Origin of the sequence: Streptomyces sp. NPDC090499, assembly GCF_044769305.1 — a bacterium.
Lineage (GTDB): Bacteria > Actinomycetota > Actinomycetes > Streptomycetales > Streptomycetaceae > Streptomyces.
The window spans coordinates 189869-214180 of sequence record NZ_JBIVXP010000010.1 but is presented as its reverse complement, the minus strand read 5'-3'; the positions used below and the strand labels follow the sequence as shown (position 1 = coordinate 214180).

Genomic DNA, 24312 nt, shown 5'->3' with positions numbered 1-24312 from the left:
GGGGAACTCCCATGCCCGTCTCGGTCGTCCGCTTCAACCTCGTCGACCCCGGCGCCGCCCCGGCCGCGCTGGGCGCCCGGTACCGAGCGGCCCTCGACATGGCCGCGTACGCCGACGAGCACGGGGTCACCACCGTGCAGACCGAGGAGCACCACGGCGTCGACAACAACTGGCTGCCGTCGCCGTTCGCCTTCGCGGGCGCGGTGTTCGGGGCGACCCGGACCATCGCGGTGACCGTGTCGGCGGTGATCGGCCCGCTGCACGACCCGCTGCGGCTGGCGGAGGACATCGCGGTCCTCGACCTGCTCAGCGGGGGCCGGCTGGTGACGGTGGCCGGGATCGGCTACCGGCCCGAGGAGTACGCGCTGTTCGACGTGGACTGGAAGCGGCGCGGGCGGCTGCAGGACGAGCTGCTCGAAACGCTGCTGAAGGCGTGGACCGGGGAGGAGTTCGAGTACCGGGGCCGTACGGTACGGGTCACCCCCCGCCCCCTCACCGACCCCCACCCGCTCCTCCTGGTCGGCGGTTCCTCCAGGGCCGCCGCCCGCCGCGCCGCCCGCCTCGGCCTGCCGTTCTTCCCGAGCGCGCACCTGCCGGAGCTGGAGGCGTACTACAAGGAGCAGCTCACCGAGCACGGCACGGAGGGCTGGACGATGATGCCGACGGCCGAGACCCCGCTGCTGCACATCGCCGAGGACCCGGACCGGGCGTGGGCGCAGTACGGCGAGCACTTCCTGCACGAGGCCCGGACGTACGCGTCCTGGCAGTCCGGGGACATCCACTCGGCGGTGCGGTCCGCCGCGACCACGGTCGGGGAACTGCGCGAGGAGGGTGTCTACCGCATCCTCACCCCCGAGGAGTGCGTGTCGGCGGGGCTGGACAACCTGGTCCTGCATCCGCTGGCGGGCGGGATGCCGGTCGAGGAGGGGTGGCGGAGTCTCAGGCTGTTCGGGGAGCGGGTGCTTCCGGCGCTGGACGGCTGACCCGCGGCGACAAACCGCCGGCCCGGTCGCGGCCATCGGTGATCTGCTGGGCCCATGAGTCTGCTGGTGGAGGTGTTCGTCCGGGAGCCGGACGGCGGGCTACGGATCCTCGACGTGCCCGACGACGTGTACCGGTCCGGTGGCTTCGAGTCCTGGCGCAGGACGGTGTGGGGATCGGAGTTCGTGCGCTCGCTGGGTGCCCGCTTCCTGCCCGTGCTGGCCGACCAGGACCTCTGTGTCGAGGCCGGGGACGTGCCGGAGTTCCGGCGGGAGGTCGCTCTGCTGCGCTCCCGTCTCGACGACGTCGCCCACGGCACCGAGCGGCCCCGCACGGTCGAGGAGCACCGGCACCAGATCGAGACCAGGCTGCGGATCATCGAGGAGAGCATCCGCAGGGCCCTGGAGATCGGCGGCGGCGTCCTGATCTGGTGAGGCCCGCACACGAACCGCCGCCCCGCCCGGGCAGTGACCGGGCGGGGCGGCGGAGGGTACGAGGAGAGGGGCAGCGGGGACTTGGCCCTTCTCCCCGAGTTCGGGGGGCTCCCGGTGCGGGTCAGCCCATCTCCTCCAGGGACTTGCCCTTCGTCTCCTTGACGAACTTGAGGACGAACGGGACGGAGAGGGCCGCGAAGACCGTGTAGATCACGTAGGTGCCGGAGAGGTTCCAGTCGGCCAGCGACGGGAAGCTCGCGGTGATGGCCCAGTTGGCGATCCACTGCGCGGCGGCGGCCACGCCCAGGGCGGCGGCGCGGATCCTGTTCGGGAACATCTCGCCGAGCATGACCCAGACGACCACGCCCCAGGACAGGGCGAAGAAGAGGACGAAGATGTGCGCGGCGATCAGGGCGGTCCAGCCCTGCGCGGACGGGAGCTTGCCGTCGACCAGGTGGTACGAGAAGGCCCAGGCCTCCAGCGCCAGGCCGACGACCATGCCGACCGAACCGATGAGGGCCAGCGGCTTGCGGCCGATGCGGTCCACGAAGATCATCGCGATCACGGTGCCGATGATGTTGATGATCGACGTCGTGAAGGAGTAGAAGAACGAGTCCGTCGGGTCGACACCGACCGACTGCCACAGCGTCGAGGAGTAGTAGAACGCGACGTTGATGCCGACGAACTGCTGGAAGACGGAGAGGCCGATACCGACCCAGACGATCGGCTTGAAGAAGAAGGAGCCACCGAGCAGGTCCTTGAACGTGGACTTGTGCTCGCTCTTCATCGCGTGCTCGATCTCGGCGACCCGGGCGTCCAGGTCGGCGTTCTTGCCCTCGACCTCTTCGAGGATCGCGCGGGCGCGGTCACGCTTGCCGACGGAGAGCAGGAAGCGCGGGGACTCCGGGATCGCGAGGGAGAGCAGGCCGTACAGGACGGCCGGGACCACCATGACGCCGAGCATGACCTGCCAGGCCTCCAGGCCCATCAGCTTGCCGCGCTGGTCGCCGCCGGCGGCGTTCAGCAGACCCCAGTTGACCAGCTGCGAGATGGCGATGCCGACGACGATCGCGGCCTGCTGGAAGGAGCCGAGACGGCCACGGTAGGCGGGCGGGGCGACCTCGGCGATGTAGGCGGGGCCGATGACGGAGGCCATGCCGATGGCGAAGCCGCCGATGATCCGCCAGAAGGCGAAGTCCCAGAGCGCGAAGGGCAGCGCCGAGCCGACGGCGCTGATGGTGAACAGCACGGCCGCGATCTGCATGCACCGGATACGGCCGATGCGGTCGGCTATGCGACCGGCGGTCGCGGCGCCGATGGCGCAGCCGATCAGGGCGACGGCGATGACCTGGGCGAGGGCCGCGGACCCGATGTCGTAACGGTCCCGGATCGCCTCGACGGCGCCGTTGATGACGGAGCTGTCGTAGCCGAAGAGGAAACCACCCATGGCGGCCGCCGCCGCGATGAAGATGACATGCCCGAGGTGATCGGGGTGAGCCGTCCCGGCTCCTGAATGGGGTGCCTGCGCAGTGCTGGTCACAAGAAACTCCTCGGGCCACCGGCAACGCCGCCGGGGGTGGGGGGTGAGCCCTCCCAGGTCTAAGTGGCGCACATCTTCACACCGCTCACACCTGAAGGTAAAAGCAACGTTGCAGAGACTATGCCTTCAAGTTTCGAAGTCAATAGGCGGTGCGGTGTGAAGTTGCAGATACCACGCAACGAAGATGCGTTCACTTCTTGAAGAATAGGAGGAGATGATCTAGCTAGGGACGCAGGGAACTGCGCGACCAGCCACGACGCACCCGCACCCGCGGAAGTCGGCCGGGACCCAGCGTCAGCGCAACCGCTGGCTGATGACCTTCGACACACCGTCGCCCTGCATGGAGACGCCGTACAGCGCGTCGGCGACCTCCATCGTCCGCTTCTGGTGCGTGATCACGATCAGCTGGGACGACTCCTGGAGCTCCTGCATGATGCGGATCAGCCGCTGCAGGTTGGTGTCGTCCAGGGCCGCCTCGACCTCGTCCATGACGTAGAACGGGCTGGGGCGCGCCTTGAAGATCGACACCAGCATCGCGACGGCGGTCAGCGAGCGTTCGCCGCCCGACAGCAGGGAGAGCCGCTTGACCTTCTTGCCCGGCGGGCGGGCCTCGACGTCCACGCCCGTGGTGAGCATGTTGTCGGGGTCGGTGAGGATCAGCCGTCCCTCGCCGCCCGGGAACAGCCGGCTGAAGACGCCCTCGAACTCCCTCGCCGTGTCCCGGTACGCCTCCGTGAAGACCTGCTCGACGCGCTCGTCGACCTCCTTCACGACCTGGAGCAGGTCGGCGCGGGTCTTCTTCAGGTCCTCCAGCTGCTCGCTGAGGAACTTGTGCCGCTCCTCAAGGGCCGCGAACTCCTCCAGGGCCAGCGGGTTGACCTTGCCGAGCTGCTGGTAGGCCCGCTCGGCCGCCTTGAGCCGGCGCTCCTGCTCGGCCCGGTGGAAGGACTTGGGCTGGTTGCGCGGGTGCTCGGGGTCGTCCGGCAGCACCTCGCCCTCGGCGGGGGGCGAGGGCGGCACGAGCTGGTGCGGGCCGTACTCCTCCACGAGCCCCGCCGGTTCGACACCGAGTTCCTCCAGCGCCCTGGTCTCCAGCTGCTCGATCCGCAGCCGCTTCTCGGCGCCGAGTACCTCGCCCCGGTGAACTGAATCCGTGAGTTTGTCGAGCTCCGCCTTGAGGTCGCGGCCGGCGGTGCGGGCGGCGGTCAGCTCCTGCTCGCGGCGGGCCTTCGCGGCCTCGGCCGCGGCACGTTCCTGCTCCGCCCGGCCGACCGAGACCTCTACGTGCGCGAGCAGCTGCCGCGCACCGGCGGCGACGGCCTCGGCGACCGCCGCCTCGTGGCGCAGCCGGGCCCGGCGCTGTTCCGCACGCGCGCGTGCCTCGCGTTCCGCGCGGGCGGCGCGGTCGAGGGAGTCGGCGCGGCCGGCGAGCCCCTTGACCCGCTCCTCGTGGGTACGGACCTGGAGGCGGGCCTCCATCTCGGTCTGGCGGGCGTTGGCGCCGTCGGCGGCGAGGCGGTCGCGTGCCGAGGTGTCGGGCTCCTCCTCGACGGGCATCTCCTCGGCCACGGCGAGCCGCTCGGCGAGGATCTCGACCTCTTCGAGTGCCTTGTCGAGGGAGTCCTGGGCGCGGGCGGCGGCGGCCGTGGAACGTTCCGCCTCGCCCGCCGCGCCGCGCGCCTGTCCGGCGAGACGGCCGAGCTGCTGGGCCACGGCCGACTTCTCGCGGTCGGCGGCGCGGCGCCGCTCGCCCAGCTCGTCGACGAGTGCCGCGCACTCCTTGCGGTGCGCCTGGGCCGACTCCTGAGCGTCGGACAGCTCCTCGCAGCGGACGGCGAGCTCTTCCAGCTCGGCGGCGGCCTCGTCCACGGAGGCCTGCACCTCCAGCAGGCTGGGGGCGCCGGCGGAGCCGCCGTGGGCGAAGTGGGCACCGAGGAGGTCGCCTTCGGCGGTGACGGCGGTGAGGTGGGGGTGGCGGTAGATCAGGTCCTCGGCGGCTTCGAGGGTGTCGACGACGACGATGCCGCTGAGGAGGCGCCGTACGGCGGGCATCAGGTCGGCGGGGCCGCGGACGAGGTCGGCGGCGAAGTTCCCTGACGGGGGGGCCGTGGGGGGTCGTCGGTCGAGTGCGGCGCCGTCGTGGCCGGTCGCGCCGTTCCCCGCGCCCCTGTGGGGCGCGGCCCCTGCGGCCGTGATCTCGGGTGCGGGTGCATCGTGGCTCGTCGCGCCGTTCCCCGCGCCCCTGTGGGGCACGGCCCCTGCGGCCGTGATCTCGGGTGCGGGTGCATCGTGGCCGGTCGCGCCGTTCCCCGCGCCCCTTTGGGGCGCGGCCCCTGCGGCCGTGGTCTCGGGCGCGCCGTTCCCTGGGCCCCTGTGGGGCGCCATGGGATGGGGGGTCTCCGGGGCTCCTGCCAGCAGGAGGGCTGCCCGGCCGCCGTCCTGTTTGCGTAGCAGGCGGATGGCGTCGGCTGCCGAGGAGGGGGTGGTGACCGCGATCGCGTCCGCTGCCGTGCCGAAGGCGGCTGCCAGGGCGACCTCGTGGCCCGGGGTCACGGTGAGGAGTTCTGCCGCCGGGCCCAGGATACCGGTGAGGCGGTCGCGGGCGCCGAGCAGTATGCCGGTGCCGTCCTTGCGGCGCAGGCCCAGGGCCAGCGCCTCGTGGCGGGCCTGGGTCGCGGCCCGGCTGCGTTCCGCCGCCGTGACGGCCTCGCGGGCCGCGGTCAGGGCCGCCTCCGCCGCGGCCAGCCGGTGCTTGGCCTGGTCGTGCTGTCCGGCGAGTTCCTCGTCGCCGGCGTCGAGGCCGTCGACCTCCGCCTTCAGCGCCTCGTACTCCTCCTGCGCCGAGACCGCCCGTTCCTGGGCCTCGTCGCGGGCGGCGGCCAGCCGGTCGATCTCGGCCTGGGCGGACCCGGCACGGGAGCGGGCCGCGCCCACCTGGCCGTTCAGCCGGGCCAGGCTCTCGCGGCGGTCGGCGATGGAGCGCGCCACGTCCTTCAGGCGCCGCTCCTCCAGGGCGAGCTCGCGCTCCAGCTCGGCGCGGTGCGCGACGGTGTCGTCCAGGGCGTGCTGGGCCGCCTCCAGGGAGGCCTCCAGCTCGGCCTCCTGCTCCCGGATGCGGTGGGCCTCACGCTCCATGTCCTCGGGGTCACGGCCGCGCCGTTCCTCGGGGGGCGCGGAGGTGGCGCTCTTGACCCGGGCGTCGGCCAGCGAGGTGGTGCCGCGGACCCGCTCGGCGAGCTGGGAGAGCTCGTACCAGGTCTGCTGGGCCCGCTGCAGGCGCGGGGTGAGCTGCCGGACCTCGTCCTCCAGGAGGGCTTCCCGTTGGAGGGCCTTCTTCAGCTCCTGCTCGGCGGCTTCCTTGCGTTCCTTGAGCGCGGCCTCGTCGGCGACCTCGGTCTGGAGTGCGTTGCGGAGCCGTACGAGGTCGTCGGCGAGCAGGCGCAGGCGGGCGTCGCGGAGGTCCGCCTGGATGACGGCGGCCCGGCGGGCGACCGCGGCCTGGCGGCCCAGCGGCTTGAGCTGGCGGCGGAGTTCGTCGGTCAGGTCCTGCACGCGCGCGAGGTTGGCCTGCATCGCGTCCAGCTTGCGCAGCGCCTTCTCCTTGCGCTTGCGGTGCTTGAGGACGCCGGCCGCCTCCTCGATGAAGGCGCGGCGGCCCATCGGGTCCGCGTGCAGGACGGAGTCGAGCTGGCCCTGGCCGACGATGACGTGCATCTCGCGGCCGATGCCGGAGTCGGAGAGGAGTTCCTGGATGTCCAGGAGGCGGCAGGTGTCGCCGTTGATCTGGTACTCGCTGCCGCCGTTGCGGAACATGATCCGCGTGATGGTGACCTCGGCGTACTCGATGGGCAGGGCGCCGTCGGAGTTGTCGATGGTCAGGGACACCTCGGCGCGGCCCAGCGGGGGACGCCCGGTGGTGCCGGCGAAGATGACGTCCTCCATCTTGCCGCCGCGCAGCGACTTGGCGCTGTGTTCGCCCATGACCCAGGTGAGCGCGTCCACCACATTGGACTTGCCCGAGCCGTTCGGACCGACGACGCACGTGATCCCCGGCTCGAACCGGAGCGTGGTCGCCGAGGCGAACGACTTGAACCCGCGGAGGGTCAGGGCCTTGAGGTGCACGCCGTCGGACTCTACCCGGCGCCGCTACCGCACTCCACGACCCCTCGCAACCTCGCGGTTTCGCGCATGAACATGCAGGGCACACCAGACGTTAAAGAAGGTGAAAGGATGCGCGGGGCTGGAACGGGGCAGGGAGCGAGGGCGCAAGAAAGAAGGGACGCCGGGGCGTCCCTTGCAAATCTTGACAACTTGAGCGGTTGAAAGGGCTGCCCAACCGCCGCATGTGCTGTTGTGGAGCGATGCAGCGATCAGGTGAGCGCAGGCTCCGCCTGGTTTGCGTCGATGCTCTCCATGATCCTGTCGGGAGAAGCGGCAGCCGTCAGCGCGTCGTTCTCGGCCTGGATCCGTACGAGCTCGGATTCGAGGTCCTGGACACGCTGCTGGAGCCGTCGCATCTCGGCGAGGAGTCGCGGGTCGGAGCCGCCGACGTAACCGAGAAGCGCCTTTGCCATGATGGATGGTCCTCCACACTGAGTGACCGACCGAAGCGGTGTGGGTCGTGAGGGATTCGCACCCGCGGTGCTTGACACATCCGAGTGTTTCTCGATTGTTGCGCCATGCCAAACAGCTAAGGTGCGCGGGGCTTTCAGCGTCTCACCAAAAAGTTTGACGGTCAACACGATCACGCCCTGCATTGGCGGGCGAACCCGTAGTCGGGCGGCCCTGACGGGGCGGCACTGCGACTCCCGCGGGGCCCTCAGGGCGTGGCGATCATCTGTAAGTGCGGAGCCTGCCACGACACGCGGTTCTTGGCAACCACCAGGCCATTTCTGCTCGGGGCACATGCCAGTGGCAGTTCACTCCGGTTCCGCCCGCACGGCTTCACCGAGCGGGCTCAGCGGATGGCGAAGCCGTCGTAGCCGCCCCGTGGTGTGTCCCAGATCTCGGTGACACCCTCCACACGCCCGGGCGTGTCATCGCCCTGGAGCCAGTCGAGCAGCCCTTCGCAGCCCACCCGGGAACCCTCCGCGACCACCTGGACGCGGCCGTCGCCCAGATTGAGAGCAAAACCACTCAGGCCCCCGATCTCCAGCGCCTTGGCCCGCGTGAACCAGCGGAAACCCACCCCCTGTACCCGTCCACGGACCCAGGCGACCAGTCGCACATCCTCGCTCATGGGTGCAACCTAACCGGCCAATGTCACTCGGGGCACTCCCTCATTCAGCGGCATGCGGTACCGTCCCCACCCAATGAATCTCATATGAAACTCACTCGATCGGGTGAGCCTGGTTGACCAGAAGGAGTCATTGGCCACACCGGCCCCTGGTCAACCCGACCGCGAGGACGAGGGAAGAGGGCAAGGACATGGGACGCCACCGACGCCACGCCGCCGGCCGCGCCGCCACGGGCCACGCCACGGGGGTCACGGAGCACGACGGCCCGTACCCGGGCGGCCACGACCCGCAGGACTCGTACGCGGGACTCCGCTACGGCACGGGCACGGCGGCCTACCTGCGCCAGGAGGAGTACCCGGAGGAGTACGCCGACGCCAACGAGCGCAGCTCGGCCTACCTGTTCGCGACCGAGGACGACTACGCCCGCTTCATGAACACCGCCGACTTCCCGGTCGAGGAGTTCACCGCGGGCCGCGGCTCCTCCTCGGGTGGCGGGCACCGGCGTCGCAAGAAGTCGGGGCGGCCCGTGGCCACCGGTCTGCTCGGGGTCTCCGCCGCGGTCGCCATCGGCACGGTCGCGGTGGCCACCGGTCTGGTGCCCGGCCTGGAGAACTACAAGCTCGGCGGCGGCAACAGCACGACCGGCGGCGAGCGGGTGCAGGCCGACGGCGCGCCCAGCAACACGGCCGCCGAGCAGGGCGGCACCTCCGGCAGCGCCGAGAGCCGCGGCACCGGCTCCTCGACCAGCCGTGACACGCAGCGCTCCGCCTCGCCGACCCCGTCGGCGTCCGCCTCGAAGTCCGCCTCCGCATCCTCCCCCGCCTCCTCGTCCCCCACCCCGACGAAGACGGCGACCGAGAAGCCGACGACCGCCGAGACGCCGTCCAAGAAGGCGACGGCGAGCCCGAGCAGGACGGCCACCAAGGCGCCGGTGAAGACCGCCGCACCGATCACCACCTCCCAGGAGGCGGTCGTCGAGGCCGAGGTGCTGAAACTGGTGAACGAGGAGCGGGCCAAGGTCGGCTGCAGCGCGCTGTCCGCGAGCTCTTCGCTGGCCAAGCTGGCCGAGGCGTTCAGCGACGACATGGCGGCACGGGACTTCTTCGACCACACCGACCCGGACGGCAAGACGCCGTGGGACCGGGCCGCGGCGGCCGGCATAGCCAACCTCGGCGGCGAGAACATAGCCCGCGGCCAGGCCACCGCCCAGGCCGTCATGGACGCCTGGATGAACAGCGAGGGCCACCGCGCCAACATCCTGAACTGCGACTTCAAGACCCTCGGGGTCGGCGTGCACTTCGGCGAGGGCGGGCCGTGGTGGACGCAGGACTTCGGCTACTGAGACAGCCGCAGGTCAGCGACCCGGGAACCACCGACGGCAGCAGGTGGGTGTACGTCCGCATCGTGAACCCGGGGCCGAGGTGACCCGGGTACTCACCGAGCGCCCTGACGCTCTCCCCCGCGCCGAGGCGGACCGGGCCACCGCAGTGCCTCAGCGCGCGCATCCCGTGCCGCACCCGGCCCCGGCCTCCGCAGCCCGCACCTGAACGGCCAGAACGCACCCGACTGCTGCGGGGCGCTCCCGCGCGAGGACGACCAATTCGCGGGTCGCGGCGTCGGCCGGGCGGCCGATTGCAGGGCCGTCGCTAACCACGAGTTAGCGCACCCTGTCAGTTAGCGCTGCGCTCCCGTACGCTTGACGCATGACCATCACCCAGGACGGCGTCGTGGAGCCGCAGCCTCCGTACGACGTCTTCGTCCGGGCCTGTCCCTCGCGCACCACCCTTGAGCACGTCATGGGCCGCTGGGGCGGGCTCACCCTGAGCGCGCTGCACGAGGGCTCGTTCCGGTTCAACGAGCTGCGCCGGCGCGTGGACGGCGTCAGCGAGAAGATGCTCTCCCAGACGCTCCAGGCCCTGGAGCGCGACGGCCTGGTGCGCCGCGAGGCGCAGCCGACCAACCCGCCGCGCGTCGACTACGAGCTCACCCCGCTCGGCCGCGGGGTCGCCGAGCACCTGCTGGCCGTCGTGCACTTCGTGGAGGGCCGGATGGACGAGGTGCTGGCCGCCCGCGAGCGTTACGACGAGACGCGCGGCGCCCGCTGACACTGCGGGCAGAAGTAGCTGGACCGGTTCATCCAGGGTCGCCTGCGCATCGGCGTACCGCACCGCCGGCAGGGCAGCCCCTCCCGGCCGTAGGCGTCCAGTGAGCGGTCGAAGTACCCGGACTCGCCGTTGACGTTGACGTACAGGCTGTCGAAGCTGGTGCCGCCGACCGCCAGGGCCGCGTTCATCACGTCCCGTACATGGCCGAGGAGTTCGGCGGTGCGGGGACGGGTGAAGCCCGCGGTCGGGCGCTCGTAGTGGACGCGGGCACGCCACAGGGCCTCGTCCGCGTAGATGTTGCCGACCCCGCTGATCAGCGACTGGTCGAGCAGGGCCCGCTTGATGGTGGACCGCTTCCGGCGCAGCGCCTGGTGGAAGGCCTCGTCGTCGAACAGCGGGTCGAGGGGGTCGCGGGCGATGTGCGCGATGACGTCCGGCAGTCCGTCGAGCGTGTTGTCGTGCAACGACAGTCCGCCGAACGTGCGCTGGTCGACGAAGCGGAGTTCGGTGCCGCCCGCCGCGGATGGGGGTCCCCCCGCTCGAGCGAAGCCGAGAGTGGGGGAGGCTGAGGTCAGTGTGTCGGCGAACCGGACGCGGATGCGCAGGTGCTTCTCGTCCGGCGTCTCGTGGGGCTGCACCAGGAGCTGGCCGCTCATGCCGAGGTGCGCGAGGATCGACTGGTCGGTGTCCTCCAGCGGCAGCCACAGGTACTTCCCGCGCCGGCTCGGGATGCCGATGCGGTGTCCCTTGAGCCGGTGGGTGAAGTCGTCGGCGCCGCCGACGTGCCGTCGTACGGCGCGCGGGTGCAGGACCTCGGCCTCGGCCACGACGCGATGGGCGACCCAGCGCTCCAGGCCGCGCCGGACGACCTCCACCTCGGGCAGTTCGGGCATCGGGACTCCTGTGCGGGACCGTGGACGATCCGAGCGCCCGCCTCCGTGAAAGGTGGCGGGCGCTCGGGCTGCGCTGTTCGTCAGGCGGAGGCGGCGGACGACGGCGGGCCGTCGTCCTCCTCGGCTTCGGCCTGGGCGGCCTGCTCGGCCGCCCTGGCCTTGGCGCGTTCGTCCGCCGCGGCGCGGATGGCGCGCCAGGCGGACTCGGCGGCCTGCTGCTCCGCCTCCTTCTTGCTGCGGCCGGTGCCGGTGCCGTACGAGACGCCTCCGACGCGGGCGGCAGCAGTGAAGGTCTTCTCGTGGTCGGGGCCGGTCTCCGTGACCAGGTACTCGGGCACGCCGAGGCCCTCCGTCGCGGTGAGCTCCTGGAGACTGGTCTTCCAGTCCAGGCCGGCTCCGAGGTTCGAGGACTTCTCGATCAGCGGGTCGAAGAGCCGGTGCACCAGCTCGGACGCCGAGTCGAGGCCCTGGTCGAGATAGACCGCGCCGATCACCGCTTCCAGGGTGTCGGCGAGGATGGACGCCTTGTCCCGGCCGCCCGTGCCCTCTTCACCACGGCCGAGCCGGATGAAGGAACCCAGGTCGAGACCTCGGCCCACCTCCGCGAGCGCACGCGAGTTCACCACCGCGGCCCGGAGCTTGGCCAGCTGGCCCTCGGGCAGATCGGGGTGGGTGGTGTACAGCGTGTCCGTGACGACGAGACCGAGGACGGAGTCACCGAGGAACTCCAGCCGCTCGTTCGTCGGCAGGCCGCCGTTCTCGTACGCGTAGGAACGGTGGGTCAGCGCACGCACCAGAAGGGCGGACTCGAGCTGGTACCCGAGCCGCCCTTCCAGAAGCGTGTGGGACGAGGCCGTGCTGTCCGCCTTCTTCTTGGCGGTTGGGTCCGCCTTGGGCTCATCGCCCTTCTTGGGACTGGACACAGTGCCTCTCACCTGGCCGCTCAGACTTCGAGGACCTGGCGCTTGTTGTAGGTGCCGCAAGACGGGCACGCGATGTGCTGCAGCTTGGGCTCGTGGCAGCGCTCGCACGCAACCAGGGTGGGGACCGCAGCCTTCCACTGCGACCGGCGGTGGCGCGTGTTGCTGCGCGACATCTTCCGCTTCGGAACAGCCACGGCTACTTCTCCTGCTTCTCGTCGACGCCCGCTTCCGCGTCAGCGCCGCTCATCTCGTCCTTCTCGCCGTCCTTGGTGGAACTGGCGAGTCCCTGCAAAGCCGCCCAACGGATGTCGACGGCGTCGTGGTGGTGGTCCGGGTCGTCCGTGAGCCGGGCTCCGCACTCGGAGCACAGGCCCAGGCAGTCGTCCTGGCACACCGGCTGCATGGGCAGTGCGAGCACCACCGCATCGCGCAGCACGGGTTCGAGGTCGAACAGGCCGTCCTCGATGAAGAACCTGTCCTCGTCGTCCTCGGCGTCGTCGCCCGGTTCCGCGATCACGCGGCCCCGGTCGTCGGCGTCAGGGTACGAGAACAGTTCCTGGAAATCCGCTTCGAGCTCCTGCCCGACCGGCTCCAGACACCTTACGCACTCCCCCTCGGCCTGTGCACGGGCGGTGCCTGTGACGAGCACACCTTCCATGACCGACTCGAGCCGGAGTTCGAGCTCCACCGGGGCGCCCTGCGGCACTCCGATGACCCCCTTGATCCCGAAGTCCTCGGGAGCGTCGATCGTGCGGGGCAGGCGCTGCAGGGCACCAGGACGCCGTCCCAGCTCGTGTGTGTCGAACACGAACGGGTTGCGGTGGTCGAGGCGCGCGTGAGGAGCCATTCCTGCTTTCGATCTTCGAGTTCAGAGGGACGCCGTCCGGAGATCTCTCCGGGCAGCGTGGATCGCGGACGTAGACGCGACCGAAGAGCCAGGATACTGGACCTTTCGCTGTCGGCCCAATCCGCGGGTCCGCCGGCCGCCTCCCCGCCGGGCTTCCGGCCGGTCCCTACAGGCCCCGGCCCTGCTCGTAGGCCCGCAGCTGCTCCGGCGTGATCATGCCGGTGTCGAAGAGGCTGGTCTCGTCGAGGGCGTACGACTGGTGCTGCTGATGCTGCTGGGCCGCCTGCTGCTGGGGGTCGTAGACGGGCTGCTGGCCGGTGTCGTAGCCCTGGTAGGCGGCGGCGTACGGATCGGCCTGCTGGTAGCCGTAGGGGTCCTGCTGGTAGCCGTACGCGTCCTGCTGGGCGTAGACGGGCTGCTGCTGGGGGTAGCCGTACGGATCCTGCGCCACGGGCTGCTGCATGGGCTGCTGGTCGTACTGCGGCTGCTGCTGCGGCTGGGCGGCGGGCTGCTCGGCCTGGGCCGCCTGCACCGCCCGGTCGTCCTGGTCGGCGAGGGCCGCGAGGTCGGCCAGGTAGTCGGCGTCGCTGGAGTGCTGGAACGTCGTGTTGTCGTCGGCCAGGGCGCCGAGGGCGTCGGAGGCGATCCGGCCGTGCAGCTTGGCACGGCCCTTGCCGACCGCCTCCAGGGTCTTGGCGAGGACCGCCTCGAAGGCGCCGAGCTTGACGTCCACGTAGGCGTCGGCGTCCCGGCGCAGGGTCTCGGGGTCGTGGCTGCGCTCGGGGGCGTCCTCGTCCTCGTACCCCTGCTCGTCCAGGCCGGGGCCGGTGCCGAGCAGCTTCTCGCGGCCGCGGCCGACCGAGCCGAGGGTCTTGGTGAGGACGACCTCGAAGTTGGCGAGCTTGGAGTCGACGTAGTCGTCGGCGTCGGCACGGACCTCCTCGGCCTCCTGACGGGCCTCGGCGAGGATCCGGTCGCCCTCGGCCTGCGAGCGGCGGGCCACCTCGGTGTCGGAGATCAGGGAGCCGCGCTCGGCGTGCGCGGTCTCGATGATCCGCTCGGCCTCCATGCGGGCCTGCTCGACCATCTGGTCCCGGCCGCCGATCAGCTCCTCGGCCTGCGCGAGCGAGCCGGGCAGCGCCTGGCGCAGCTCTTCGAGCATCGCGAGCAGCTCGGCACGGTTGACCACGCACGACGCCGACATGGGCATGGACCGGGCGCCGGAGACCGTGCTCACGATCTCGTCGAGCTTCTTCTGCACGTCCACCTGTGCTCGCCACTCTCTACAGCTGGGTTGGAGACGGACGGGACGACTGTAGCCCCATCAGTCCTTGCCGAGACGCTTGTTGAGGGCCTCCAGAACGGCCGGCGGAACCAGGTGGGCGATGTCGCCGCCCCACTGGGCCACCTCCTTGACCAGCGAGGAGGAGAGGAAACTGTAGGTCGGGTTGGTCGGCACGAACAGTGTCTCGACTCCCGACAGGCCGTTGTTCATCTGGGCCATCTGCAGTTCGTAGTCGAAGTCGCTGACGGCTCTGAGGCCCTTGACGATGGCCGGGATGTCGCGCTGCTTGCAGAAGTCGACGAGGAGGCCGTGGAACGCCTCCACCCGGACGTTGCCGTAGTCGGCGGTGACCGTGCGGATCAGGTCGATCCGCTCGTCGATCTCGAACAGGCCCTTCTTGGACTTGTTGATCATCACCGCGACGTAGACCTCGTCGTAGAGACGGGACGCCCGGGAAATGATGTCGAGGTGTCCGTTGGTGATCGGGTCGAACGACCCGGGACAGACGGCGCGGCGCACTTGAGATCCCTCGCTCTCCGGTCCGGTCATCGTGCGTCTTCGCACGTAGCGGCGGCGCGACCGTACCAAAACGTTCCCTCGCCGTAGCGACGGGACCGGAGGCCTTCGAAACCGGCCGGCCAGTTGAAAACGCCACCTCTGGTGCTGCGCTCCACGGTGACGAGAGCGTCCGGCGCGAGCCAGCCCTCGGAGTGGAGTGTGAGGAGAATCTCCCGAAGATCGTCGTCCGTGACGGCGTACGGAGGATCCAGGAAGACGATGTCGTACGGCTGCGCCGGTGCCGGGGACTGGATGATCTGCTCGGCTTTGCCCGCTCTTACCTCGGCGCCGGGGAGCCCCAGATTCTTTACGTTTTCACGTACGACGCGGGCGGCTCTGGGCTCGGCCTCCACCAGGAGGGTGTGGCCGGCGCCCCGGGAGAGCGCCTCCAGGCCCACGGCGCCCGAGCCGGCGTAGAGGTCGAGGACGCGTTCGCCGTCCAGGGGACCGCCGAGGAGGGACTGCCAGGTGGAGAAGAGGCCTTCGCGTGCGCGGTCCGAAGTGGGCCGGGTTCCTGTGCCGGGCGGCACCGTCAGCCGACGTCCGCCGGCTGCGCCGGCGATCACGCGGGTCATTTTGAATCCTCGGTCTGGGGTTTTCCGGGGTGGTTACGGATTCAGTTTGGCAGCAGGTGCGTCGTGGTTGCTCGCGCAGTTCCCCGCGCCCCTGACGGGGCGCTACAGCTCAGCCCTTTTCCAAGTACTGCTCCCTCTCCTCGTCCAGGAGGGCGTCCAGGGCCGTTCGGAGTCCCGGGAGGTCGGTCAGCTCAGGGTCCTTGGCCACCAGAGCCGTCGCCTCCTCCCGTGCCTCCGCGATGATCTCCTCGTCCTCGATCACGGCGAGGACGCGGAGGCTGGAGCGGGCGCCGGACTGGGCCTGGCCGAGGACGTCGCCCTCCCGGCGCTGTTCGAGGTCGATGCGGGAGAGCTCGAAGCCGTCCAGGGTCGAGGCGACCGAGGTGAGGCGCTGGCGGGCCGCGCTCGCCTCGGGCATCTCCGTGACGAGGAGGCAGAGGCCGGGGGCGGCGCCCCGGCCGACCCGGCCGCGCAGCTGGTGGAGCTGGGAGACGCCGAAGCGGTCGGCGTCCATGATCACCATGGCGGTGGCGTTGGGGACGTTGACGCCGACCTCGATGACGGTGGTGGCGACGAGGACGTCGGTGTCGCCTGCCGCGAAGCGACGCATGACCGCGTCCTTGTCGTCCGGGTGCATGCGGCCGTGCAGGACCTCGACCCTGAGGCCGCTCAGCGGACCCTTGGCCAAGTGGTCGGCCACGTCGAGCACGGCGAGCGGCGGGCGCTTCTCGGCCTCGTCCTCGGCCGACTTCTTGGCCTTCTTCGGGTCGGCCGCCTCGTCGATGTCGTCGCCGATGCGGGGGCAGACGACGTACGCCTGGTGGCCGTTGCCGACTTCCTCGCGCACCCGCTCCCAGGCGCGGGCCAGGAAGTGGGGCTTGTCGGCGGCGGGCACGACGTGGGTGGCGATGGGGGAGCGGCCGGCCGGGAGCTGGTCCAGGACCGAGGTCTCCAGGTCGCCGAAGACCGTCATCGCGACCGTGCGCGGGATGGGGGTGGCGGTCATGACGAGGAGGTGCGGGGGCTGCTTGCCCTTGCCGCGGAGGGCGTCGCGCTGTTCCACGCCGAAGCGGTGCTGTTCGTCCACCACGACCAGGCCGAGGTCGTGGAACTGGACCTTGTCCTCGATCAGCGCGTGCGTGCCGATGACGATGCCCGCGTCGCCCGTGACCAGGTCCAGCATCGCCTGGCGGCGGGCCGCCGTGCCCATCGAGCCGGTGAGGAGGACGACCTTGGTGGCGTGGTCCGCGCCGCCGAGCATGCCGCCCTCGGCCAGCTCGCCCATCATCTCGGTGATCGAGCGGTGGTGCTGCTGGGCCAGGACCTCGGTGGGGGCGAGCATGGCGGCCTGGCCGCCCGCGTCGACGGTCGCGAGCATGGCGCGGAGGGCGACCAGCGTCTTGCCCGACCCCACCTCCCCCTGGAGAAGCCGGTGCATCGGGTGCTCCGTGGCCAGGTCGTCGAAGATCTCCTTCGAGACCTTCTGCTGGCCGTCGGTGAGGGTGAAGGGGAGGCGGTCGTCGAAGGCCGTGAGGAGGCCGTCGGGGGACGGTCGGCGGGCCACGGCCGGGAGTTGGGCGTCGGCGTGCCGGCGGCGGGCCAGGGCGACCTGGAGGACGAAGGCCTCGTCCCACTTGAGGCGGTCGCGGGCCGCCGCGATGTCCGCCTTGGTGTGCGGGCGGTGGATCCTGAGGAGGGCCTCGGGGAGGGGGAGCAGGCCGCGGCCCTCGCGGAGGGTCGGGGGGAGGGGGTCCAGGGCCTCCTGGGCGCTCGGGAGGACGGTCTGGACCGCCTTGCCGATCTTCCAGGACTCCAGTTTGGCGGTGGCCGGGTAGAGCGGGATGAGGGCGCCGGCCCAGGTCTCGACGGATTCGGAGGGGTCGTCGCCGCGGAGCAACTCGTAGGCCGGGTGTGCCAGTTGGAGGCGGCGGTTGAAGACCGAGGCCTTGCCGGCGAACATCGCGCGGGTGCCGGGCAGGAGTTCCTTGTGCGGTTTGTGCACGCCGGCGCCGAAGAAGACCAGTTGGAGCCGGCCGCTGCCGTCGGTGATCGTGACCTCCAGGCGCTGCCCCTTGCCGCGGGGCGCCTTGGCGGAGGCGAACGTGTGCAGGCGGGCGTCGGCGACCATGGCGACCACCGTGACGTGCTCGTCCATGGGCAGGTCGGCGAGGTGGGTGAGCTGGCCGCGCTCCTCGTATCTGCGGGGGTAGTGGTGCAGGAGGTCGCCGACGGTGTGCAGGCCGAGATGCTCGGCCATCACCTTTGCGGTGGCTGGGCCGAGCACTTTCTTCAGTGGTTCTTCCAGTGCGGGCACGAGATCCATTGCACACCACACCACTGACAATGCCGTATATGTCTCGGGAAACCCCTGGTCAGACGGCCGTTTTGAGTCATAGGATGGCGCGCTCCGGCCATCCTTCCGCGGTCACCGCCCCACCAGGGACCGCCCGACCCCGCGCCGACCACGTCTTCCCCCCTCCGGCGCAGCGACGATGGACTCCCAGACCTCACAGTCATCCCAGGCATCACAGTCACCTCATACGTTCCAGGTCGACCTGCGTGGTTTGGTGGACCTGCTCTCCCATCACCTGTACTCCAGCCCCAAGGTCTACCTGCGCGAGCTGCTGCAGAACGCCGTGGACGCGATCACCGCGAGACGGGCCGAGCAGCCCGGTGCCCCGGCGCGGGTCCGGCTGTACGCGGACGGCAGCTCGCTCCGGGTGGAGGACAGCGGCGTCGGACTCACCGAGTCGGACGTGCACAGCCTGCTCGCCACGATCGGGCGCAGCTCCAAGCGGGGCGACGGGCTGCAGGAGGCCCGCTCCGACTTCCTGGGCCAGTTCGGCATCGGGCTGCTGGCCTGTTTCGTGGTCGCCGAGCGGATCCGGGTGGTCAGCCGCAGCGCCCGGACGCCGGACGCGCCGCCCGTGGAGTGGACGGCCCGGGACGACGGGTCGTACACCGTACGGACGTTGGCGCCCGAGGCCCGGCCCGAGCCCGGTACCACCGTGTACCTGGTGGCGCGGGCGGGTGCGGCGGAGTGGCTGGACGAGCGGCGGGTGCTCGCGCTGGCGCGGGACTTCGGTTCGCTGCTGCCGTACGACGTCCGGGTGGGCGACGAGGCGGTCACCGACCTGCCGGCGCCCTGGGACCGGCCGTACCCCTCCCCCAGCACCCGGCGGGTGGCGCTGGCCCGGCACTGCCACGAGCTGTTCGGGTTCACGCCGTTGGACTCGATCGCGCTGGACGTGCCGCTGGCCGGGATCCGCGGAGTGGCGTACGTGCTGCCGTCCGCGGTGAGTCCGGCGCAGCGGGCCACGCACCGGGTGCACCTGAAGGGCATGCTGCTCACCGAGCGGGCCGAACAGCTGCTGCCGGACTGGGCGTTCTTCGTGCGCTGCGTGCTGGACACGGACAGCCTGCGGCCGACCGCCTCGCGCGAGTCGCTGTACGAGGACGAGACGCTGGCGGCCGTACGGGAGGCGCTCGGCGAAAGGATTCGGTCCTGGCTGACCGGGCTCGCGGCGGGCGATCCGGAACGGCTCTCCGCGTTCCTGTCCGTGCACCACCTGGGTGTGAAGTCGCTGGCCCGGCACGACAGCGAGATGCTGCGGACGATGCTGCCGTGGCTGCCCTTCGAGACCACCGACGGGCAGCTGTCCCTGGAGGAGTTCGCGCAGCGGCACCCGGTGGTGCACTTCACGCGGACCGTCGAGGAGTACCGGCAGGTCGCGCCGATCGCCTCCGCGCAGGGCGTCGGGGTGGTCAACGGCGGTTACACGTACGACAGCGAGCTGGTCGAGGCGCTGCCGTCGGTGCGGCCCGGGACGGTCGTCGCGGAGCTGGACGCGGACACCGTGACCGCGCATCTGGACGCGGTGGACCCGGCGGAGGAGCTGGCGGTGGCCGGGTTTTTGGGGGTGGCGCGGGCGAAGCTGGACCCACTGCAATGTGACATTGTACTGAGGGCCTTCCACCCCCTCTCGGTCCCCGCCCTCCACCTCGACGACCGCGCCGCCCGCCACGAGCAGGCCCGCGCGGAGGCCGAGGAACAGGCCGACGACCTGTGGGCGGGCATCCTGGGCTCGCTGCGCGGCAGCACGCCCCGGGCCCGGCTGGTGCTCAACCACCTCAACCCGCTGATCCGGCGGATCAGTGCCCTCAAGGACCCGGAGCTGATCGGCACCGCGACCGAGTCGCTCTACGGTCAGGCGCTGCTGATGGCCCAGCGCCCGCTGCGCCCGGCCGACTCGGCGCTGCTCAACCGCTCGTTCATCGGCCTCCTGGAGTGGGCCACGCATGGGGAAGACGATCGCTGATGGAGATTGCTGACTTCGACTCGCTGCGCCGGGCGATGGTGGAGAACTCCGAGGAGCCGGAGGGTCCCGCCCGCAACGCGCGCGCGGAGCAGCTGCTGGCGGAGGCCGAGAAGCTGGACATCCCGCTCGCCGTGGTCGAGGCGCTCGGGCACCAGCTGAAGGTCTACAACTACAGCTCCGAGAAGGACAAGATGTTCGTCCCGTTCGCGCGGCTGCTGCGGATGTGGGACGAGCGGCCCGAGGACTTCGACGAGTACGAGACGCATTCGCTGCACTGGGTCTTCAAGTGGATGACGGCCGGCATGCTCGACCAGCCGCACGTCCCGCTCGCCTCGATCGAGAAGTGGCTGGGCGAGATGGAGCACCGCTACCGGCTGGCCGGGCACTCCGAGCGGGCGGTGCGCAGCGCGGAGTTCAGTGTCGCCGGGCACGTCGGTGACCTGCCGCGCGCGGAGCGGGCGTACGCGGCCTGGCTGGCGGCGGACCGGGACCGGATGGCCGACTGCCACGCGTGCGAGCTGCACGGGCAGGGCGGCTGGCAGCTGAAGAACGGCCGGGACGAGGCGGCCCTGGAGCTGTGGGGGCCGGTGCTGGACGGCGAGTACAGCTGCGCCCACGAGCCGCACACGGTCCTGGCGTCCTCCCTGGCCCCGTTGCTGCGCCTCGGCCGGGTCGACGAGGCCCGCGCGCACCACCTGCGCGGTTTCCGTCTGGTGCGCCCCATGGAGAGCATGCGGGGCGCCTACGCGGACCATGTGGAGTTCTGCGCACTGACCGGCAACGAGGCGCGCGGTCTGGAGCTGCTGGCGGAACGTCCCGCCTACTTCACGGACACCGGGCAGCCGCGCAGCCGGATGGACTTCATGGCGGTGGTGGCACTGCTGATGGACCGGCTGGCCGGGCTGGGTCTTGGCGGGCAGCGGGTGCCGGGGCCCGCCGGGCGGACGTGGACCGCCGCGGAACTCGCCGGACACGCGCGCGCGGAGGCCCTGGAGCTGGCCGCGCGGTTCGACGCCCGCAACGGCACCTCCTACGTCGGCGACCAGCTGCGCGAGCGGATGGCCCAGCAGCCGCTGGTGGACCGGCTGCCGCTGGGCGTGCGGGCGGTGCGGACGGCGCCCGCCGGGCCCCTCGCGCCGGTCGCCCCGGCGCCCGCGCCGGAGCAGGCCGGGCAGCCGTCGTTCCCCGCGCTGCTGGCCGAGGCGCGCCGGCTGTCGGACACGCTCCGGCCGCACGCCCTGGAGGCCTGGGCGGCGGTCGCGCGGGCCGCCGAGGAGACCGAGGTGGACACGTACGTCCGCGCGGAGATCGCCGACCACACGGCGATGGGGCGCGGCCCCGAGGGGGTCGGGCTGTTCGAGCGGGCGGCGGAGCTGTACGCGGAGGCGGGTGACGAGGGCGAGGCGATCGCGGCACGCGCGCGTGCCGCCTACGTCCGCGCACTGTCGGGGGAGCTGGACGAGGCGCTGGCCGCGATCGACGAGCCGTACGACCGGATCCTCGCCCTCTACGCGGACGACGCGACCGGGGTGCGGCAGACGGCGTCCGTGCTGATGAGCCGGGCGCGGATCCTGATGCGCCAGGTGCACGAGCGCTCCACGGGCGCCGGGGACGCCGAGCAGGCCGTACGGGAGCTGCTGGCGCTGGTCGGCGGGCGCGGCGGGTCCGACCTGCGGCTGGTGTCCCGGGCGGCCGAGGGGCGGGCGATGCTCGCCGAGCTGGCCGAGCACGCCGGGGACGGGGAGCGGGCGGGCGAGCTGTTCCGGCAGGCGACGGCGCAGTTCGTCGGCGCGGAGCTGCCGTGGTTCGCGGTCGAGTACGAGGTGCGGGTGGCCGCGCTCGCCCATGAGCAGGGCGACCTGGCCGAGGCGGAGCGGGCGCTGCGCGCGGCGCTGGAGCACGGCGGGCCGTACGTGGAGCCGGTCGGGCGGGCCCAGCTGCATCTGCAGCTCGCCGAGGTCGTCGGCGGCCGGGGCGCGGCCGAGGAGGCCGCCGAGCATGCCCTGGAGGCGGCGCACTGGGCCGACGAGGCCGGGCAGAGCGGCACGCTGGGTGCCTGGGCCAGGCACCAGCTGGGCGGCTTCCTGCTGCGGCAGGGCCGGTTCGCGGAGGCCGCCGAGGTGCTGGAGTCGGCGCTGGCCGACCTGAGCGCCGAGACGCACGGCGACGGCGCGGTCGTCCAGACCCAGTGGTGGCTCGGGGACTGCCTGAGCGAGCTCGGCGAGCACCACGCGGCGGCCGAACGGCGGCTGCAGGCGGCCGAGATCGCCCGGCACTGGCCCGAGCAGCACGACCACGCCACCCTCGCCCACCTGGCCGCGGAGTCGCTGGGCAACGCAGGGCTGCCCGCGGAGGCCGACCGGGCCTACACGCGCGCGGGCGAGTTGTGGCGGGCCATGGGCAACGTGCACTTCCTGGTGCGTTCGCTGCGGGCCCGCGCCTGGCTGGCGCTGCGGACGGAGGCGGGTCCTGAGGGCGCGCGGAGGCTGATGGCGGACGCGGTCCGGGAGTGCGAGGCGGCGCTGGAGACGGCCGGGGACCCGGCCGCCGTGGAGCGGCTCGCCGGTGAACTCGGGCACACCCACCGGCAGTTCGGCGACCTGCTGGCCCGCTCGGTGCCGGAGGACGCCGACGACGCGGCGATCCGGGAGGCGTTCGAGGCGGCGCTCGCGCAGATGACGGCGGCGATCTCGGTGTTCGCCGGGCTCGGCGACGACGGGCTGCACAGCCGTACCGCCGCGGAACTGGCCGCGGGCTGGCTAGAGGCCGACCTCAGCAGGCCGGCCGCGGCGACCGCACGCGCGCGTGCGGTACTGGACGCCTACGAGGGTGCCGACCCGGCCGACGAGACGGTCCGGGCCCGGCGGGCGGAGGCCCGGCAGCTGCTGGAGCCCACGGAGGAGTGAAAGGAAGCCCGCAGGAGGGGCTCACTCGACGCCGATGAGCAACGGGGCCCCCTGCCGGCCGCCCCGGTAGACCACCGTGTCGACGGCGAGGTACGCCTCGCGCACGCGTGCCTCCAGGCGGTCGGCGACGCCGTCGGGGGCCTCGTCGCCGAGGACGAGGGTGACCAGCTCGCCGCCGGCCTGGAGCATGCGGTCCAGGACGGTCTCGGCGGTGGCCGTCACGTCCGAGCCGATCACCGCCACGTCCCCGTCTATCAGCCCCAGTACGTCCCCGGCCTGGCAGATGCCGGCCATGGTCCAGGACTGCCGCTCCGCGAGGACGACCTCGGCGTAGCGGGTGGCGCCGGCCGCCGAGGTCATCTGGACGACGTCCTCGTCGAAGCGGCGGTCCGGCTGGTGCACCGCGAGCGCGGAGATGCCCTGGACCGCCGAGCGGGTCGGGATGAGGGCGACCCGGACGCCCTCCGCGCGGGCCTGTTCGGCCGCGGCGGCCGCGGTGTGCCGCAGGTCGGCGTCGTTGGGCAGCAGCACCACCTCGCGCGCGTTGGCGCGGCGCACGGCGTCCACCAGTTCCCCGCTGGCGGGCGGCTCCCCCGGGCGCGCGAGCACGGTGGTCGCGCCGGCCTCGGTGTACAGGCCCGCCAGCCCCTCCCCCGGCACGACGGCCACCACGGCCCGCTGCACCCGCTCGCGCGGCGGCCGCGCCCCGCCGGTGTGCACGTCCCCGGCGCCGAAGTGCGTGATCCGGATCCGGTGGGGCCGCCCGGCCTCCACACCCGCCTCGACGGCGGCGCCTGCGTCGTCGACGTGCACGTGGATGTTCCACAGGCCGTCGCCGCCGACCATCACCAGGGAGTCGCCGAGGGCGTCGAGCCGGGTCCGCAGCCGGTCCACGGCGGCGTCCTCGGCCTCCAGGAGGTAGATGACCTCGAACGCGGGCCCGCCGTCGCGTTCCGCGCAGTTCTCGGCCCGGGCGCCGGAGACGGCGTCCACGCGCGCGTGGACGACCGTGCCCGCCACGCGCACCTGCGGGTCGAAGGGGGCCGGCGTCTCCCCCGTGAACGTCTCCACCAGCGCCCCGAGCACCGCGACCAGCCCCCGGCCGCCGGCGTCCACCACCCCGGCCCGCTCCAGCGCGGCCAGCTGTCCGGGCGTCGCCGCGAGCGCCTTGCACGCGCCTTCGTGGGCGGCCCGCGCGACCGCCCCGTAGTCGCCCTCGGCCGCGTCGGCGGCGTCCGCCGCGGCCGCCGCGACCGACAGCACGGTGCCCTCCACCGGGTGGGCGACGGCCCGGCGGGCGGCCTCGGCGGCATGCCGCAGGGCGAGCCGCAGCCGGTCCGCGTCGATGTGAGTCGCCTCACCCTCGGTGAGGACGTGGGCCATGCCGCGCAGCAACTGCGCCAGGATCGTGCCGGAGTTGCCGCGCGCGCCTATGAGGGCGCCGTGCGCCATCGCGCGGACGGCGTCGGCCAGGGTCGGCACCTCCTCGCCCAGCTCGTAGCCGGCGAAGACGGCCTCCACGGCCCCCGCGGCCGACTCCACCGTCAGGTACAGGTTCGTGCCGGTGTCGCCGTCGGCCACCGGGTAGACGTTGATCGCGTCGATCTCCTCGCGGGCCCGCCCGAGCGCCCCGAGCGACAGTCCGCACCAGGTGCGTACCGCGAGAGCATCGAAGAATGTCTGCGGCACCTGCGCCACCTGCGCCTCCT

19 protein-coding genes are annotated in these 24312 nt (G+C 72.0%); 6 read left to right on the top strand and 13 right to left on the bottom strand.

Annotated elements, in window-relative coordinates; translation table 11 throughout:
• Positions 1–11 precede the first annotated feature (11 nt).
• Positions 12–983 carry an LLM class flavin-dependent oxidoreductase gene (locus tag ACIQVL_RS32615; protein WP_403432878.1) on the top strand — a complete coding sequence of 324 codons (972 nt, stop codon included), beginning with the start codon at positions 12–14 and terminating at the stop codon, positions 981–983.
• 54 nt (positions 984–1037) lie between these two features.
• Positions 1038–1415, top strand: coding sequence for a hypothetical protein (locus tag ACIQVL_RS32610; RefSeq protein WP_403432876.1), 378 nt, complete (start codon positions 1038–1040; stop codon positions 1413–1415).
• A gap of 121 nt (positions 1416–1536) precedes the next feature.
• On the opposite strand, the gene ACIQVL_RS32605 is transcribed toward ACIQVL_RS32610, so the two are convergent.
• The 4 genes from ACIQVL_RS32605 to ACIQVL_RS32590 all read right to left on the bottom strand — a co-directional run bounded on the left by ACIQVL_RS32605 (position 1537) and on the right by ACIQVL_RS32590 (position 8194).
• Positions 1537–2955, bottom strand: coding sequence for a sugar porter family MFS transporter (locus ACIQVL_RS32605; RefSeq protein WP_403477136.1), 1419 nt, complete (start codon positions 2953–2955; stop codon positions 1537–1539).
• A gap of 294 nt (positions 2956–3249) precedes the next feature.
• Positions 3250–7077, bottom strand: a complete 3828-nt coding sequence (locus ACIQVL_RS32600) for an AAA family ATPase (protein ID WP_403477135.1) — start codon at positions 7075–7077, stop codon at positions 3250–3252.
• A gap of 248 nt (positions 7078–7325) precedes the next feature.
• On the bottom strand, positions 7326–7529 hold the full coding sequence (locus tag ACIQVL_RS32595) for a hypothetical protein (RefSeq protein WP_093498859.1): 204 nt from the start codon (positions 7527–7529) through the stop codon (positions 7326–7328).
• A gap of 383 nt (positions 7530–7912) precedes the next feature.
• Positions 7913–8194, bottom strand: a complete 282-nt coding sequence (locus ACIQVL_RS32590; RefSeq protein WP_403432868.1) for an acylphosphatase — start codon at positions 8192–8194, stop codon at positions 7913–7915.
• A 188-nt stretch (positions 8195–8382) separates the two neighbouring features.
• On the opposite strand from ACIQVL_RS32590, the gene ACIQVL_RS32585 reads away from it, so the two are divergent.
• A complete protein-coding gene (locus ACIQVL_RS32585; RefSeq protein WP_403477134.1) occupies positions 8383–9534 on the top strand; it encodes a CAP domain-containing protein in 1152 nt (383 codons plus the stop codon).
• 361 nt (positions 9535–9895) lie between these two features.
• Positions 9896–10297, top strand: coding sequence for a winged helix-turn-helix transcriptional regulator (locus tag ACIQVL_RS32580; RefSeq protein ID WP_403432862.1), 402 nt, complete (start codon positions 9896–9898; stop codon positions 10295–10297).
• Here ACIQVL_RS32580 and mutM read toward each other — a convergent pair.
• The 8 genes from mutM to recG all read right to left on the bottom strand — a co-directional run bounded on the left by mutM (position 10270) and on the right by recG (position 17701).
• Positions 10270–11190 (bottom strand): bifunctional DNA-formamidopyrimidine glycosylase/DNA-(apurinic or apyrimidinic site) lyase, encoded by a 921-nt coding sequence (mutM, locus tag ACIQVL_RS32575; RefSeq protein WP_403432859.1) that lies wholly within the window; start codon positions 11188–11190, stop codon positions 10270–10272. The genes ACIQVL_RS32580 and mutM overlap by 28 nt on opposite strands.
• Before the next feature lie 80 nt (positions 11191–11270).
• Positions 11271–12125, bottom strand: coding sequence for a ribonuclease III (gene rnc, locus ACIQVL_RS32570; RefSeq protein WP_403432856.1), 855 nt, complete (start codon positions 12123–12125; stop codon positions 11271–11273).
• An 8-nt stretch (positions 12126–12133) separates the two neighbouring features.
• On the bottom strand, positions 12134–12307 hold the full coding sequence (rpmF, locus tag ACIQVL_RS32565; RefSeq protein ID WP_007493396.1) for a 50S ribosomal protein L32: 174 nt from the start codon (positions 12305–12307) through the stop codon (positions 12134–12136).
• A gap of 2 nt (positions 12308–12309) precedes the next feature.
• Entirely contained in the window at positions 12310–12960 is a 651-nt protein-coding gene (locus ACIQVL_RS32560) for a YceD family protein (RefSeq protein ID WP_403477133.1), read from the bottom strand.
• A 166-nt stretch (positions 12961–13126) separates the two neighbouring features.
• Positions 13127–14227, bottom strand: coding sequence for an ATP synthase F0 subunit B (locus ACIQVL_RS32555; protein ID WP_403477132.1), 1101 nt, complete (start codon positions 14225–14227; stop codon positions 13127–13129).
• A 57-nt stretch (positions 14228–14284) separates the two neighbouring features.
• Complete coding sequence (gene coaD / locus ACIQVL_RS32550; RefSeq protein ID WP_362583540.1) at positions 14285–14764, bottom strand: pantetheine-phosphate adenylyltransferase; 480 nt, start codon at positions 14762–14764, stop codon at positions 14285–14287.
• Between the two features lie 26 nt (positions 14765–14790).
• On the bottom strand, positions 14791–15378 hold the full coding sequence (rsmD, locus tag ACIQVL_RS32545) for a 16S rRNA (guanine(966)-N(2))-methyltransferase RsmD (protein WP_403477131.1): 588 nt from the start codon (positions 15376–15378) through the stop codon (positions 14791–14793).
• Between the two features lie 109 nt (positions 15379–15487).
• On the bottom strand, positions 15488–17701 hold the full coding sequence (gene recG, locus ACIQVL_RS32540; protein WP_403477130.1) for an ATP-dependent DNA helicase RecG: 2214 nt from the start codon (positions 17699–17701) through the stop codon (positions 15488–15490).
• Between the two features lie 169 nt (positions 17702–17870).
• Here recG and ACIQVL_RS32535 point away from each other — a divergent pair, with 169 nt between their 5' ends.
• Positions 17871–19697, top strand: a complete 1827-nt coding sequence (locus tag ACIQVL_RS32535; protein WP_403432842.1) for an HSP90 family protein — start codon at positions 17871–17873, stop codon at positions 19695–19697.
• A complete protein-coding gene (locus ACIQVL_RS32530; protein WP_403477209.1) occupies positions 19694–22603 on the top strand; it encodes a tetratricopeptide repeat protein in 2910 nt (969 codons plus the stop codon). Before ACIQVL_RS32535 ends, ACIQVL_RS32530 begins: the two co-directional genes overlap by 4 nt.
• A 21-nt stretch (positions 22604–22624) precedes the next feature.
• Here ACIQVL_RS32530 and ACIQVL_RS32525 read toward each other — a convergent pair whose 3' ends face one another.
• The gene (locus ACIQVL_RS32525) at positions 22625–24301 is read right to left on the bottom strand and encodes a DAK2 domain-containing protein (RefSeq protein ID WP_403477129.1); all 1677 of its coding nucleotides are present in this window, start codon (positions 24299–24301) and stop codon (positions 22625–22627) included.
• Positions 24302–24312: the final 11 nt, after the last annotated feature.

Coding starts and splice junctions, on each gene's coding strand:
- ACIQVL_RS32615 (WP_403432878.1), top strand. CDS start 12: ATGCCCGTCTCGGTCGTCCGCTTCAACCTCGTCGACCCCGGCGCCGCC.
- ACIQVL_RS32610 (WP_403432876.1), top strand. CDS start 1,038: ATGAGTCTGCTGGTGGAGGTGTTCGTCCGGGAGCCGGACGGCGGGCTA.
- ACIQVL_RS32595 (WP_093498859.1), bottom strand. CDS start 7,529: ATGGCAAAGGCGCTTCTCGGTTACGTCGGCGGCTCCGACCCGCGACTC.
- ACIQVL_RS32590 (WP_403432868.1), bottom strand. CDS start 8,194: ATGAGCGAGGATGTGCGACTGGTCGCCTGGGTCCGTGGACGGGTACAG.
- ACIQVL_RS32585 (WP_403477134.1), top strand. CDS start 8,383: ATGGGACGCCACCGACGCCACGCCGCCGGCCGCGCCGCCACGGGCCAC.
- ACIQVL_RS32580 (WP_403432862.1), top strand. CDS start 9,896: ATGACCATCACCCAGGACGGCGTCGTGGAGCCGCAGCCTCCGTACGAC.
- mutM (WP_403432859.1), bottom strand. CDS start 11,190: ATGCCCGAACTGCCCGAGGTGGAGGTCGTCCGGCGCGGCCTGGAGCGC.
- ACIQVL_RS32560 (WP_403477133.1), bottom strand. CDS start 12,960: ATGGCTCCTCACGCGCGCCTCGACCACCGCAACCCGTTCGTGTTCGAC.
- rsmD (WP_403477131.1), bottom strand. CDS start 15,378: ATGACCCGCGTGATCGCCGGCGCAGCCGGCGGACGTCGGCTGACGGTG.
- recG (WP_403477130.1), bottom strand. CDS start 17,701: ATGGATCTCGTGCCCGCACTGGAAGAACCACTGAAGAAAGTGCTCGGC.
- ACIQVL_RS32535 (WP_403432842.1), top strand. CDS start 17,871: ATGGACTCCCAGACCTCACAGTCATCCCAGGCATCACAGTCACCTCAT.